The organism is Brevibacillus daliensis (genome assembly GCF_021245735.1).
GTDB lineage: Bacteria > Bacillota > Bacilli > Brevibacillales > Brevibacillaceae > Brevibacillus_B > Brevibacillus_B daliensis.
Genome location: NZ_JAJISB010000018.1, coordinates 47,950 through 63,084, shown reverse-complemented (window position 1 = coordinate 63,084; position 15,135 = coordinate 47,950). Strand labels below are relative to the sequence as shown.

Here is a 15,135-nt window from a genome sequence, read left to right as displayed (position 1 = left end):
GATGGCAAAAGTAAGCTTATCTGCATTAATTCCTCTGCGTTCAGATATTGCAAAATCAATTTCCGAATTAGAATTTGAGCGAAATGCAAATGCCTTTGGAATTTTACAGGCACAAAAATATATTGATTTTGAGGACTAAAACATTGGAATGGTACGTGTCCAGCTTAGAAAACAAAAAAATACAGGCAGTGGACTCTTCGAAACCTCATACGTTTCGCCTCTTCCACTGCCTGTTTCTTATCCTACAATCGAATTAATCGATTAATTTTGTCTGCCATATCAGCAAACAAATTATCTTCTATTGTTTCTATCTGATCTGCATTCACAATAAAATTGAAATCTACGATCCAATACGTTTCCATAGCTTCAGGTTTCCCTGTTAGCCTGCGTATTTTTTCTGTAACGGCACTCACTGGAACAATCTCTTCTACAAGACTCATGAAGGAAGTCATACTCCGATTTCCAACTGGATAGGTTACCTCTACCTCCACTTCACACTGATTCGTCTCTTCTAATGGATATAAATGAATAGTAGCAAACGTTGTTTGTCCTATCGTTTCATCCTGGATCAAGCCAATCTCAATTTCATGGCTCTCTTCTCCTTCCAGTATAGAGCGATCTGTCCGCAGAATTACATCTGTAATGATACCCACAGGTGTAAGTACTTCATCAATTTTTGATACTAAATGATCTAACATGTTATTACCCTCCTGTTGCTCACTCCTCCTATCATACTGAAAGGAGTTGACAGCGTAAAGAAGAGTGTCCCTATCCGCAAAAAGAAACCGCTTTCAAATATGAAGGCGGTTGTAAGCTCATAATACGTGTATGAGATAACTGTTATGCCTCTAGATTCTTTCTTTCGAGAAATTCAGATAACCAGAGACGTCTAACATCTTTATTTGGACAATAACCTAGCAAATAGCTATCGCCATGCATGTACTTTTCCTTTAGCACCTCTTTATGTTTACGAAAGAATGCGTTTTGGAACTCAAGTGGCATCTGCTGGTATTCCTCTAATGCAGAAGGGTGAGCGAGGAAATAATCTTCGTCATAAACCATTTCTTCTTCATTCTGACGACTGATAAAATACAAGAATAAAAGAACAAGTCCCGTGTTTACCAATAATAATGTCATGAGATCCTCCCCTTCCTTTGCCTACAGCATCAAAAGAAGATTCTTTGACAATAAGTCAGAAGTATCTGTCTTTTATTTATTTTACCATGTTTTTTCCACTTGGTAACTACTTATGAGACCCAATAATGTGATTTTTTATCAACAAAAGTGTAACTAATTTCACTAAAATCAGACCAATTTCCTGATGTCATAAACGAATACATACTTTCTTGAAAACTGGTTAAATTATACATATCAAACGAAAACAGCGAAATTCTGGTGATAAACGTGAGCATTTTCAAAAAAAGGCTTCTATGGATGTTAAAAAAAAACAATCAGCCCCAAAGTATTTCTGAGCTAATCCAAAAAGAAAAAATTCAAGAGGGGCAACTTCCCCCAACACTTTCATACACCCTGCAAGAATTTGAAGATTGTTCTGATCTGACACATCGTTCATTTCCCCAAAAAAAGGTCGACATCCTTTATTTTGGAAATCTGGTAGATAAGGATCAATTAGAACGAGACGTATTTCAAGCGGTTATTTATACAAATATGGATACTCAAACTGCGCTCTCCCAGTCCCAATTTATAAAAGTAGTTGATTCGAAGGAATGTATCCATGGCATATTAGCTGGAGGCGCTGCTGTCTTTTACGAAGAACAGGCTTATATGATCGAGATAGCTGCTCCACCTTCACGAGCTATTACACCTTCTCAGGCAGATCCAGTTATTACAGGACCTCACGAGGGATTTACAGAGGAAGCTAGTACGAACTTATCGCTCATCCGCAAACGATTGCAAAGCTCCCATTTAAAAGTAATTAAATTACATGTTGGTGAGATTACCAAAAACGATGTTTATGTTCTCTATATCAAGGATATCGTGAGAATGGAATTCGTTGAAGATATGAAGCAAAGAATTATGGATATTGAAATGGATGCCGTTTTTGATACAAATATGTTGCTCCAATTAGTTGAAGATGATGTCGCCTCGATTTTTCCGCAATATCTAACGACAGAACGCCCAGATGCCATTGCATCAAAACTGGTTGCTGGAAAAGTTATTGTTTTAATGGCCGGAAGCCCAACTGCTTTTTGCGCTCCCTCCACTTTCTTTGAATTTTTCACATCCTCCGATGACTATTATCAGAGATGGTTGATTGGAACTTCAACCAGATTGCTTCGTTTTATCGCACTAATTATTACCATTTCTTTCACTGCATTGTATGTTTCGATTACAACTTTTCACTATGAAATGATTCCTGAGAGTTTACTACTAACCCTTTCAGAATCAAGAAGCAGAGTGCCCTTTCCTCCCTTAATCGAAGCATTATTGATGGAAGCGACAATCGAGTTATTAAGAGAAGCTGGAGCTCAATTACCCACAAAGATAGGTCAGACTATCGGGATTGTAGGCGGTATAGTAATAGGCCAAGCGGCTGTACAAGCTGGCCTGACTAGTAAGATTTTAATTATTGCCGTAGCCTCATCAGCCATTGCTTCCTTTGTAATTCCAAGTTATGAGATGAGTGCGTCTTTACGTGTATTACGTTTTGGCTTTATTTTAATCGCCGCAATTTATGGAAACCTTGGACTCGCTTTGGGGTTGGTTGCAGTAGTCATTCACATGTGTGGCTTAACCAGTTTACGTTCATCTTACCTTACAGGTATTGCTCCTCTCAAGCCAAAAGACTGGAAGGATATTTTTATTCGCGCCCCATTTTCCATGTTGAGGACACGACCTTCACAATCAAAATCTACCAACAACGTAAGTAACAAAATGAAAAGGTGACGAACGATATTGAGAGAAAACCTATCCGCATTTCATGTTACTATACTTATCTTTATGATTCAGTTTGGGGTAGTTCTGTTCAATCTGTCTCAAATTGAAGCCTATTATTTTGGAATGAATGGTTGGCTTATTCTATTCGTTGTCTTTGCAATTGTCACACTAAATATATTACTAATTGGTATTGTTTATCGTTTGGGGAATGGCAGGTCGATCTTTGAAATATTTGAGGAAGCTTTGCCTAGTATTATTCGGATCCCCCTATATATTTTTCTGACTAGTCTTTGGGGGCTTTTAGGCAGTTTGTTAGGGAAACAGTATGTACTTATCTTTCAAATGATCGCTTTCCCAACCTCAAGTACCATGTTAATCAAACTTCTAATAGATCTTTTAGGATTCTATTTGGTGTCAAAAGGAATATATACCATCAGCAAAGCTTCCTCTATATTTTTTTGGCTAGTCATTTGGACTGCTATTCTATTTCTCTTTTTAATGAAAGAATTTGAATTTGTACGACTTACCCCATTTATTTTCCGAGAGCATAAAGATTATCTGGAAGGCTTCTTCTATGTCTATCCTGCCTTTTTGGGATTTGAATTTAGTCTGTTACTATTTCCCTATGTTAATAAAAAAAGCAAATTGATAAAATCCACATTTCTAGGCAATCTCCTTCTTACAATCGTCTATCTTATCATTAGCATTTTCTCATTTGGTTTTTTTGGTTATCACTTGCTAAAAGAATTACAGTTTCCAATGATTGAGTTATTCGCCTGTATTCAATTACCGTTTATAGAACGTATGGAGAATATCATTTACGGTTTTTTCCTATGTACAACGATTATTACACTAGTGTTTTATTTTTGGTCTGCTAAAGAAGCATTAAGTCGAGTATTTCCTAAAGTTAAACAAAACACTCTGGGTATCATGATCATTGCCATAACCTATCTCATTTCTTTTTGTGCACAGGTGTTAAACGACGTCGAGACTTGGTTGCGTTACTTAGGGTATCTAGAAATAGGAGTTGCTGTCGGATTACCACTCATTCTCATTATGATCTTACTTCTCCAAAGAAAAAGAGGTGGGATTATTGACAAATAAATCCTTCATCATTATTCTTCTGTTTCTGCTCGCTACACTGACTTCTGGTTGTCGCGATCAACGCATAATGGAAAAATTGGGATTTACACACACAGTAGCCTACGATTTGTTACCAAATGGGAAAACCGCTTTTACCCTAACCCTACCCAAGGCCGATAAAAATTCAGAAGCGCATCAAGAAACCTTGACAGCAGTATCAGACAGTTATAAGGATGCCACTATCATAATGGGCAGACAAACTCACTTTAACTTGGTAAATGGCCAAATGCGTAATGTCTTATTTGGTACCGCACTAGCCAAACAAGGATTATGGAACCATCTGAATGCTCTAAATCGGGATCCGGTTGTATCCCCACTAGCTAAGATAACAATAGCATCCGGGAACGCTGGTGATATTCTAAAGAAGGATTATAAGGAACATCCCAAACCAGGTAAATATATTGATCTACTACTTGATAAACAAGCGAAGAATTTTGCGTCGTATCGTATTACACTCTTTAGCTTTAGTCGAGATTATTATGATGATGGAATTGATCCCATTGCACCTACTATAAAGGATAATGGAGATACTCTTGAAACCTTTGGATTAGCATTATTTCAGGATGACAAATATGTGACCAAACTTCCCCCAAAAGATACGATCCTGTTCGCCTTTCTTACCGGAACCTTTCGGAAAGGTAACTGGAACATGTATCTAAGTGAAAAGTTGAAGAAGAAAGAGCTTGTCGTACTAAATTATCTTAACAGCACCAAAAAAGTACAAGTTACTCACGATCAAACGGGTACTCCACATATTTTATATGATTTAACACTTAAGGGCACAGTCGTGGATTACACGGGCCCTTTGAATCTATCAATTGATGCTGAGCGACATGAACTGGAGAAAAAAATTGGTGATCACGTAAGAGCTGAAGCCAAACGAATGGTAGCACATATGCAAAAGTATAAGGCAGATAGTCTTGGCATTGGTAAACATGTAAGAAACAGCATGAGCTACAGTCAATGGAAAAAAATGAATTGGCGTGAAGAATATCCAAAGGTGGTCTTTGATTGTAAGATTAAAGTTACCATTATGGAATATGGTACATTCCGCTAATACATGTGATCCCCTTTTCCACTTACATGATAAGGGCCCCCTAGACAGCATTTCTACTGCTATGGGAGCCCTTATTTTATTCCGATTTTTATATGTGATGAGAAATTTCCTGAATCATGAGATCAGGATGATTCGTGCAGATCGTCAATTCTGGGTGCCATTTCATCATCTCTTTAATCGCATTTTTTTCATCTACTGTCCATGCAATCACTTTGTAGCCCTTTGCATACATCTCATCGACAAACACCTTTGTCAGATATGGGTATGACATAGACAAGATGATTGCTCCTGTCTCTTCTAATTGCTCTTTGAGTAGTGTTGGTTTTCCTATCAGGATGAGCCCTGTTTCTAAAGACGAATCCAGAGTATTTACCTCTCTGATTACTTCATGGTCAAAAGAGGTAATGTATACATCTCTCTCCATCCCATATCCCTTCACTAATCCTACTACTTTTTCCGCTAAGCCTTTATACATGTTCCCAGCTGTTTTCAACTCAATATTGATCTTACAACCTGCCGGGTTCAGCTTTAGAATCTGATCGAGTGAAGGAATACGTTCGTTTGCAAATGATTCATCGAACCATTTTCCTGCATCTAGTTGCTGAAGTTCTTCAAAGGTATAATCCTTCACCCAACCACTACCGTTTGTGGTTCTCTCCAAGGTGAAATCGTGAATGACCACGGGGATGCCGTCTTTACTAAGTTGTACATCCAATTCGAACGATACAATCTCAGGTGAATCCCAAACCAGTTGAAAGGCAGCTACGGTGTTTTCGGGTGCTTTTCCAGACCATCCACGGTGTGCCATGCAATCGCCCATGTTACTCTCCTCCATCCATTAAAAACCGATTTTTATCAGTGATTATCCACGTAACTCTTACTTAACCGGTTCATTCTCCGTTTTTCGCCAGAGTTCTCCTACTTTTTCAAAAGTTTCTCCGATTTTGTTTCTGCCTGTTTCAAAGCATCATCTATCGTACTTTGACCCAAGACAACCTTTTGAATCTCCGTCATGATTACCTCTTGAAGCTCCTTGTAACCAGGAACCATTGGACGCGGCTTACCATATTGCAATTGATCGACTGCCACTTTGAAATTAGGATCTTTATCAAATACTGCTTTCATCTCTGCTGCTTCGAGGGCATCATTGGTTACTGGCATATATCCGGTTGCTGCTGACCATCTGGTGGTTTGGGCAGTATCTGTCATCCATGAGATGAAATCGAAGGCTGCTTTTTTCTCTTCTTCAGGAGATTTTTTCAACACAACCAAATTTGCTCCCCCTGTAGGAGTACCATAGCTTTTATTAGCTGGTAGGAATGCGGTTCCTACATCAAACTTCGCTTTTTCACGCATATTTTTCAATTCACCAGTCGTTGTAAAGATCATAGCTACCTGTTGGTTAAGAAAATCTTGACTCGCTACATCCCACGCATTGTACTTTTCACCTGGAGGTGCTTTCATTGTTCCTTCTTTCATCATGTCCGTCCAGTATTGTAGTGGAGCTTTACCCGCCTCACTGTTAATCATTAGCTTTTTGCCATCATCACTTAAAATTTCGCCACCGCTTTGAAACACCATTGCCTCATAAAACCAGATATCAATCGGAGAGGAATAACCGAAAACAGATGTTTTCCCCCCATCTTTCTTGGTCATCTTCTCAGCAAAGCTGCGCATCTCATCCCAGGTTTTTGGACCGTTTGGATCTAAGCCTGCCGCTTTTAACATATCGCGGTTTATATATAAAAGTGGAGTGGAGCGATTAAACGGAATTGCATACAGTTTGTCTTCCCAGTAGGAGTTCCCCATCAGACCTTCTATGTATTTCTTTTCACTCCCGGCGGCATATGAACCTAAGTCTTCCAATACCTTCGCATCAGCAAAAGCACCGACTGATGCGATTTCTACCATCGTAACATCAGGCTGATTTCCTGCTGTAACGGAAGAAAGAACTTTGGTATGGTTCTCATAATAATTTCCTTGATAAGCAGGCTTAACCACAATATTTTTCTGGGATTCATTATATTCCTTGACCAGCTTTTCGATCATTTCACCATTGGCACCGCCCACTGAGTACCAGAAATCAATTTGAACTGGTGCATTGGACGATTGTTTTACTTCTGCACTTGCACCTGCATCTGTTGTAGCTGGTTCAGAAGGTGCTGCTTGATTGGAAGATGCACACCCTGTAATACCTGTTACAGCAGCAAGTCCAATTGTTCCTAGAAAAACTCCAAGTTTTTGTTTACGCATGTTAAAATCCTCCCTTATATTAGTAAGCATTTTTTATTTGGATTGATAGGTGAAAGCCTGAATAATATGACGCTGGGCAAAGAAAAAGATCAAAAGGATAGGCACAACCAGAATCATGTTACCTGCCATTGCAATGTTCCATTCACTTCCACCATCAGACGCTTTTAGCATGGAGATGCCAATCGGTAAGGTACGCACCTCATTGCTATTGGTCATAATAAGTGGCCAGAAATAATCATTCCAATGATAGATAAAACTGAACAGTCCAAACGTTACAAGAACATGCTTTGCCATTGGGGCCATGATGCGCCACATAATTTTCCACTCGGATGCCTGATCCAGTCTGGCTGCTTCAATTACTTCATCAGGAACCTGCATAAACACCTGTCTTAGCAAAAATATTCCGAATGCACTTGCCCCATAGGGAAGGATTAGCGACCATAGCGTATCTACCAACCCCCAGTTACTCATCTCCACGTAAATCGGTAAGAAAATGACTTGTGGAGGGATCATTAAAGCAATCAACGTTAATGCAAACAGCAAATTTCTACCGCGGAACTTATACCTTGCAAAAGCATAAGCGGCTGGCACACCAGTCAAAATCTGTAAGAATAATACGCCAAATGCTACCAGAGTACTGTTTAATAAATAAGTGGGAAATGGTCCAGATTCCCATGCCTTTACAATGTTTTGAATCTGCCATGATTCAGGTAACAAGGTTGGCGGGAACTGGTATACTTCTGGTAACGTTTTAAACGCAGTCAAAGCCATCCAAATAAACGGAAAGACGAAGATAAGTGAAACAGCAATCAGCATAACTGCTTCTCCTGTTTTTAGAGCTATACGTCCCATGATTTTCACATTGCTCACTCCTTTCTAGTCATTCTAGCGATAATGAACCCGTCTCTCTGCAAACCAGAAGTGAAGGAAGGTCATCACACCAATCAGACCTAGCAGTACTACAGAGGCAGCCGAAGCAATCCCTCCATTGTAAAAGTCCATACCTTGTTCATAGATATAAAAAACGAGCATATTCGTACTGTTAACAGGACCACCCTGTGTCATGATATAGATGGTGTCAAACACCTGAAAGGATGAAATCAGATTAATTATCGTTAAAAAGAAAAGAGTGGGTGATAACATAGGAAGGGTAATTTTTGCCAAGGTGCGCAATTTACCAGCTCGATCAAGCGATGCCGCTTCATAGATATCTTTGGGAATGCTTTGTAACCCAGCGATAAAAACAATCGTGTTATAGCCTACGCCTTTCCACACACTGACCAGAATTAGCGATAGCAATGCGCTACTCGTATCAGCTAGCCAGGTGTAAGCAGGAAATCCGAAAAACTCTAGAATCGCATTTAAGAGCCCATATTGTGGGTCCATAAGCCACATCCACAACATCGATACGGATACGAGTGAGATAATATGAGGACTAAAAACAGCCGCTTGCATAATCCCATAAATTTTCGCCTGTCTGTTCAACCATAATGCCAGGAAGAACGAGAGAACTAAACTGATTGCAACCGTTCCAAAGGTATAAATGATCGTGTTTATCACCACAAGATGAAAGTCACTATCTAGCATAATCTCTTGAAAATTAGCTAATCCTACCCACTCCATTGCACTTAGATCAAGGAGCGACCAATCATGAAAGCTAAGGTAAATCATGTAGCCAATGGGAAAGAAAAAAAATAAACAAAAGAAAAGTAATGCTGGCATAATATAGGCATACGGTCTCACCGTTTCAGTCCACCGAGATAAGGACCTTTTTTTCATCGTCACTTTCTCTTTCACCAGGGAAGACTGCTGTGTGCCCATTGTTGGTTGCATCAGGTCATCCCCCCTGCTAGTTTTTGCTTCTCCTTCAGGTTAATTCCCTGACGTAATCGGATGCCAGATTCCTGATCAAACAGGTACAAGTCCTCCTCGTTCACGGACACGATCACCTCTTGTCCCTCCTGCAAGAGGTAACGAAGGTCATCTTTAACCACGAGCTTTTCCTGGCCAGACTCTACATAATAAAGGACATCTGAACCGAGAATTTCTCGAGATAGTATGTTTCCTCTTTTCATGAATTGGGCTCTATCACTTAGAGGAGCTTCCTGGTTTACTCCAGCGATTTTTGCAGACTCTGGTCTAAAGCCGACTAGTAATCTTTGTTGAAAACCCGATAGAATATTCATAGCTGGTGAACCAATAAACTGTGCCACAAACTGATTATCCGGTTCCTTATATAATTGAATGGGACTGGCAGCCTGTTGGACTGTTCCCTGATCCATCACGATGATTTGATCTCCCATTGTCATAGCTTCTACCTGATCATGCGTTACATAGATAAAGGTGGTTCCAAGACGTTTGTGCAAACCGGTTAACTCAACCCTCATTTGATTGCGCAATTTAGCATCCAGATTGGATAGCGGTTCATCCATTAGAAATACTTTCGGTTTTTTTACCATGGCACGTGCTAATGCAACCCGCTGACGTTGACCTCCTGATAACTGTGAAGGCATACGAGTCAAATACTCCGTCAACCCAACAATCTCCGAAATCTCCTCAACAAGCACCTTACATTCTTTCTTAGAAACCCCTCTATTACGAAGGCCAAAGGCAATATTGTCAAAAACATTCATCGTAGGATACAGGGCATAATTTTGAAACACCATCGCCAAATCTCTTTTCCCAGGTGCAAGATCATTTACAAGCTGATTGCCGATCCATATTTCTCCTTTTGTAACTTTCTCTAATCCCGCAATCATTCGTAAGGTCGTGGATTTACCGCAACCTGATGGTCCTACAAGTACGCTAAAAGAACCGTCGGGAATTACAATATCAATACCTTTTACAACATTCTGTTTGTTATAATCCTTAACCAAGGATTTCAGTACAACTTGAGCCATCTTTCTACCCCCTTGTTACGTACGTGTAGGCTTCTTCTTTTCTTTCTGTCTTAGAGACAGAATAGGCATGCCATAACTCAGATGTCCCTGTTGATACAGCTATGGCGTTATGTGAGAGTGCTGTTTCGATTTGCTGGATGTTTCTGATTAGACCTCCAGCGATAATCGGTATGGACAACGCATCACTGTATTCCTTTATCTGCTCGGGGAGAAGTGCAGGCATAATTTCTAAGGCATCAGGCAGCGTTTCTTTGACAGATTGAAGCCCCATACTTACGGAATCACTATCTACCAGAAACAGTCGTTGAATCGTTAATAAATCATGCTTTTTCGCCAGCTTAATCAAAGAATTACGAGTGGTCACAATTCCGGTAGGCTTCACAATATTACCGATATAAGCCATACCTTCTCTGTCAAAACTGATGCCACCCATTCTCTCCAGATGTAGAAAGACAGGAATCTGGTGAGAAACGAACAAATCCACATATCTCTTCATCGTCCCCAGATTGCCAATCGACAGCACGACTGCACTAATAGGAGCATGAAGTGCCCGTTCAAGTGACTTAGGCTCTTTCACGGATGCAATGATTTGATGCGTTTTTAGTCTTTGATAAAACTCAGATCTTTTCATGTGCTCCCTCCCTAAAAAGACAAAAAACCTTTTATAGACAGAATCGATAAACATAACTAAATAAATGTTTATGGATATGCTATACAAAGGTTTCTCCAAGGCTCCAACCTTCTTGCTATCTACTTGTTATTTATAGTTTACTTGCCAATTGTTAATAGAAAATGATAATGGCGTTAATTTTCTGATAATGTTGTGAAAGTATGATTAATTTCATCTATATGAAAATACCCCCCTTTACCATAGATAACTATGTCCAAAGGGGGGTGCTTATGGTAGAATTTCACTTTAATTTTTCTCTTTTTTAGGAAGCAGGCTGTAATGGTACATTATTTACAGGAGGCGGCATAATGCTCACAGGTGGTGGTGTCGATTCTGGAATCGGTACCAGATTTTGCTCTGATACTGGCTGATTCTCTTGGAAATTAGGAGCACCAATTACATCCGCAGGCGGTTGGTTAGGGTCGTGACCTGGCTGCGTATTACCACCACTGTTATCCGTTCCTGGATTCGTTTCAGTTACAGGCGGTTGTGAATTCTGTTCGGAGTTTTCCTTTGATTCTGAAGCAGATTCCCTCTCCGTTTCCTTTTTAGGTGAAACCGTTTTTTCGTTAGTAGTCGATTTCTTCTTAGGTTTAGAGTTATTCACATACTCAGCAGAACCATCAAACGGAGAGTCATTTAGATCAATCGCAGCAATTTCGCTGGAGTCCATCTTCATCGCAGTCTGTAGTGCTGTACGTATTTCATCACGTTTATCGGTTGGAAGCATTGTATAAAATGTGCTTGAATTCCAGTAAGCTTCTGTTTCTAGCACAATAAAATCGGCATTGCTATAATTTTTGAAATCATTAGCCAGACCTAGTATTTGCTGTTTAGAGAAATCACTGTTTACATGCTCTCCTGCAGTCTTAATGACATCAGGTAGTTTTGCAATACCTTCAATCGTTAACATTTTGTTAAGGATAGACTTAATAACTTCTTGCTGTCGTTTGTTTCGATCGAAATCGCTGGAGTAGTACTGGGTACCACGATTATCATGACGATGACGTACATATCCTAATGCTTTTTCACCATTTAATGTCTGGATTCCTGGTTGAAGATTAATATGTGTATTATCGGTTGGGTCATCATAGACTAGTCTTCTGTCTACATTGACCTCAACACCACCAATTGCATCCACAATTGCTTTAAATCCGTTAAAGTCTAACTCAACATAATGATTGATTGGGATACCCAGCACTTCTTCTAACGTCTTCTTTGTTAACGTAACACCATTTTCAGTTGGTGTTTCCCCTTTTTTCTGTGCCTGTCTTCGCTCTATCTCACCATTGGCAAAAACTGCATTAATTTTATTATATCCTTTATAGCCTGGGATTTTCACGCGCGTATCACGTGGAATTGACATCGTTGTAATTTTTTTCGTTGCTGGATCAATTACTCCTACAATCATAACATCTGTGTTTAGAGACCCTGTCTCAACACGTGAATCTCGCCCAAGTAGGACAACTGAAATTGGCTTGTCACTACTGTATCCTTCATCGGCTACAGCTGGACCTTTAACATCCTGATACGGATTCTTTGTTGCTTTTTCTAATGCGCCATTAATACTTTGGACCACGTAGTACGCATAGGTTCCTCCACCCATTAATAAAAGAGCAAAGAATGTAAGTAAAATAATTCGTAGTTTTTTATTTTTTTTCTTAGTTTTCTTTCCTTTGGGAGCGGTGCGCTGTTTTCGATTTGTCGCCACCGTTTCATTCATATGTAATCATTCTCCTCGTTGGACAAGTAACTTGTCTCATTTATCTTACGTCTTCCAAAGAATATAACTTATTCTCGTATGCAGTTGTCGTTAACTCTAGGATATTTTATTTCCTTCTCATGTACTAATAAGACAGAGTGAACAGTCAAAAGGTTTCTACTCATCTCAAAGATTTCTCAGATTTTGTCATTTTTTATAGTTTAGACAAATGCAAGTAAAATCTTCGTACTGCCAAAAACTACATACTATCTTATCACACAGTAGTGGAATTTTGTAGTAATATGTCGTACAAACGTTGGAATGTATTCTGGGAATCCATAAAATTAAAATCGATCTATCCCTATTAAACTATGGAATAGACTGGATTTTGATACAAATAAAAAAATCACTCTCCTCCCAGTCAATCAAGACCGGGTGCGAAAGTGATTCTTGTACTATTCTTTTATTTTACGCCTCAACCAATTCGGTCTCGGATAATAATTGAGTTACAGCAGGTGGATAACATTCTGGGGAGTTGTAGAGACGCCATGTTCCTTCACTTGCTTCACCCAAAATTGCTCGCAAGCTCCAGTTAGCATCCAGTACCAATTCTTGCTCGGTGATAAAAGTAAGGGTATCGCCATTTCTACGTTGTACCTGATAACCTTGCCCATCTTTACCAACAACCAGTAATACTTCTTCTACTACATCTCGTGGTTGAATAGAAGATAGTTGCAGATTGCTATAAGCTTCCTTCTGCAAGACCATGCGCATCCGGTATGCTTCTGGCAGACTTTCTTTTAGTTCACCAAGTAGCGGCTGTATTTCTGCGACCAAGCCTGTATCGTACTTTTTATCCAGCCATTTGAAGAAAGCGGACAAAACAGAAAGAATATTAGTCGCCAACGTTTTAGATGGACTGTCCACTCTTTTCAGAATGTCGTGAGCAAGGAAGTAGGCAACATACTCCTTCTTCAAATCACTCCAAGTAAAAGATGGTCCAAACGAATTTCGTACGAATGTACGCAATAAATTCATTGATTCATCATACTTTTTAACAGTTAACTCCGACTTACCTGTCGTCATTTCATTCACGAATATTGCAATGTCTTCCAACACTTCTCGACCAACGGTAAAAATGCTCTCAGGTAATCCTTCTATCAGAGGACGTTGCAACAGGTTAGAGATGTGTAAGCTCTTGTTTGGATAACAAAGCTGTGCCTTCATCTCCTCCACATGCAGGAAGCGAGCCACACCTTGTCCCATTTGCATTTCTTTATCCAGCTTGTCCAATGTCTGAGCTAATTCTGCTTTCAACTCAGCTTTATCGGAAGCTGCAATCAACAATGGAGGCAAGTCGTGTAACTCCTGTTGCGGGTTTTGCAACCACTGCTCCGTAAAATAACTCTGAATCGCCCACTGTAAAATACGTGGAGGTAGCATCGGAGCACTCGTGATAAATAATGTCCCTTCTGCTAGCTTCGTTCCTGTAGAAGTAAGCGCTTGGATGCTGTTTTCCTCTGTAGGTTCTCCCAACTGAAGAATCTCTACTACCTTTTCAATGCTTGGAAGTAGCCCCTCTATGAACAATAAATCCTTGTTCACAATAATCTCAGCTGCCACATTATGAAGTTCTAATAAGGTATTATCAAGGGATCGAATTAAAAACTCTTCCTTGTGCGCTGCATATACCCAAACTTCAGTAGTTGCATCCTGCTTTTTAGATTCGAAACATACATTAGACTTTAATGCATGTTCCAATGCCTTCGCATCGAAGTTACGATATACATAACGCATTAAGTTCTCTTGTTCTTCATCTGTTTCCTCTTCATATCCAATACCTTGTTCATTCAGGCGGCGATAAACAGCAAGAATCAATTCTTCTTCCTGTTCTTTATCAAAAGCCTGCATAATCCGGGTAATGCTCTCTTTTAGAGAAGCCCCAATCATCAGACTGCCTGAAAAGATAGAGGAACGATAACCGAGTGACAGCAAACGTCCTAAGAAGAGTTGCCCTGGTGTAAATGTTACGGCTTGAGCAGTCGTAACCTGGTGTTCTTCCCCTGTTAGTACATCGATAACAGTTGTTGTATCTTCTTTAACGAAAGTAATCTCATATAGTCGGAATTGTAAATGGGACATTCCATCCTTGATTTCCTGTTCCATTCTTCTTCCGTACTGGCCAATAAATTTCTCTAAAATGGTAACACCCTCGTGCTTCACATCGAGAACGTACCAATTCATAAAATGATCTGTCCACAGTGGCTGAAATAATTCTTGCAAAGGAAGGCCTGTTTGCGTTGCGAAACGATCACGAGCACGGCTAATTTCTTCATCGTTCACCTGCTGGATCACAAATTTCGTCAAGCGTTCCGTCCAAGCTGCAAAATCCTTGCGCAGTTTTTGTTCCTTTGCAATACGAACGTCTGCAATATTGGTAACAACGCCACAGCATTTTTTATATTTTTTGCCACTTCCACATGGACAAAGCTGATTTCTACCGACTGACATA

14 protein-coding genes are annotated in these 15,135 nt (G+C 39.8%); 4 read left to right on the top strand and 10 right to left on the bottom strand.

Translation table 11 applies throughout. From position 1 onward, the window contains the following. Position 1 precedes the first annotated feature (1 nt). Complete coding sequence (locus tag LM917_RS14325) at positions 2 to 139, top strand: hypothetical protein (protein ID WP_232698214.1); 138 nt, start codon at positions 2 to 4, stop codon at positions 137 to 139. Between the two features lie 103 nt (positions 140 to 242). Here LM917_RS14325 and LM917_RS14320 read toward each other — a convergent pair whose 3' ends face one another. Both LM917_RS14320 and LM917_RS14315 read right to left on the bottom strand, forming a co-directional pair. Next, positions 243 to 698 (bottom strand): hypothetical protein, encoded by a 456-nt coding sequence (locus LM917_RS14320; protein ID WP_232698213.1) that lies wholly within the window; start codon positions 696 to 698, stop codon positions 243 to 245. A 142-nt stretch (positions 699 to 840) separates the two neighbouring features. Then, a complete protein-coding gene (locus LM917_RS14315; protein ID WP_232698212.1) occupies positions 841 to 1,137 on the bottom strand; it encodes a hypothetical protein in 297 nt (98 codons plus the stop codon). A gap of 297 nt (positions 1,138 to 1,434) precedes the next feature. Here LM917_RS14315 and LM917_RS14310 point away from each other — a divergent pair, with 297 nt between their 5' ends. The 3 genes from LM917_RS14310 to LM917_RS14300 are packed head-to-tail and all read left to right on the top strand — an operon-like array spanning position 1,435 to position 5,098. Continuing rightward, the gene (locus tag LM917_RS14310; protein ID WP_232698211.1) at positions 1,435 to 2,907 is read left to right on the top strand and encodes a spore germination protein; all 1,473 of its coding nucleotides are present in this window, start codon (positions 1,435 to 1,437) and stop codon (positions 2,905 to 2,907) included. 9 nt (positions 2,908 to 2,916) lie between these two features. Then, positions 2,917 to 4,002 carry a GerAB/ArcD/ProY family transporter gene (locus tag LM917_RS14305; protein WP_232698210.1) on the top strand — a complete coding sequence of 362 codons (1,086 nt, stop codon included), beginning with the start codon at positions 2,917 to 2,919 and terminating at the stop codon, positions 4,000 to 4,002. After that, positions 3,992 to 5,098: a Ger(x)C family spore germination protein gene (locus tag LM917_RS14300; protein ID WP_232698209.1), complete on the top strand. Its 1,107-nt coding sequence runs from the start codon at positions 3,992 to 3,994 to the stop codon at positions 5,096 to 5,098. The genes LM917_RS14305 and LM917_RS14300 overlap by 11 nt, the downstream gene beginning before the upstream one ends. An 88-nt stretch (positions 5,099 to 5,186) precedes the next feature. Here the strand turns inward: LM917_RS14300 and LM917_RS14295 are convergent, their stop codons facing one another. The 8 genes from LM917_RS14295 to LM917_RS14260 all read right to left on the bottom strand — a co-directional run bounded on the left by LM917_RS14295 (position 5,187) and on the right by LM917_RS14260 (position 15,134). After that, positions 5,187 to 5,918, bottom strand: a complete 732-nt coding sequence (locus LM917_RS14295; RefSeq protein WP_232698208.1) for a glycerophosphodiester phosphodiesterase — start codon at positions 5,916 to 5,918, stop codon at positions 5,187 to 5,189. Between the two features lie 98 nt (positions 5,919 to 6,016). Continuing rightward, the gene (locus LM917_RS14290; protein WP_232698207.1) at positions 6,017 to 7,351 is read right to left on the bottom strand and encodes an ABC transporter substrate-binding protein; all 1,335 of its coding nucleotides are present in this window, start codon (positions 7,349 to 7,351) and stop codon (positions 6,017 to 6,019) included. Between the two features lie 33 nt (positions 7,352 to 7,384). Next, a complete protein-coding gene (locus LM917_RS14285) occupies positions 7,385 to 8,203 on the bottom strand; it encodes a carbohydrate ABC transporter permease (protein ID WP_232698265.1) in 819 nt (272 codons plus the stop codon). A 33-nt stretch (positions 8,204 to 8,236) separates the two neighbouring features. After that, the gene (locus LM917_RS14280) at positions 8,237 to 9,130 is read right to left on the bottom strand and encodes a carbohydrate ABC transporter permease (RefSeq protein ID WP_232698264.1); all 894 of its coding nucleotides are present in this window, start codon (positions 9,128 to 9,130) and stop codon (positions 8,237 to 8,239) included. A 53-nt stretch (positions 9,131 to 9,183) separates the two neighbouring features. After that, entirely contained in the window at positions 9,184 to 10,251 is a 1,068-nt protein-coding gene (locus tag LM917_RS14275; protein ID WP_232698206.1) for an ABC transporter ATP-binding protein, read from the bottom strand. Positions 10,252 to 10,255: 4 nt separating this feature from the next. Continuing rightward, complete coding sequence (locus LM917_RS14270) at positions 10,256 to 10,882, bottom strand: glycerol-3-phosphate responsive antiterminator (RefSeq protein ID WP_232698205.1); 627 nt, start codon at positions 10,880 to 10,882, stop codon at positions 10,256 to 10,258. Between the two features lie 301 nt (positions 10,883 to 11,183). Further along, the gene (locus LM917_RS14265; protein WP_232698204.1) at positions 11,184 to 12,644 is read right to left on the bottom strand and encodes an LCP family protein; all 1,461 of its coding nucleotides are present in this window, start codon (positions 12,642 to 12,644) and stop codon (positions 11,184 to 11,186) included. A gap of 447 nt (positions 12,645 to 13,091) precedes the next feature. Beyond that, positions 13,092 to 15,134 (bottom strand): SEC-C metal-binding domain-containing protein, encoded by a 2,043-nt coding sequence (locus LM917_RS14260; protein WP_232698203.1) that lies wholly within the window; start codon positions 15,132 to 15,134, stop codon positions 13,092 to 13,094. Between the last annotated feature and the right edge of the window lies 1 nt (position 15,135).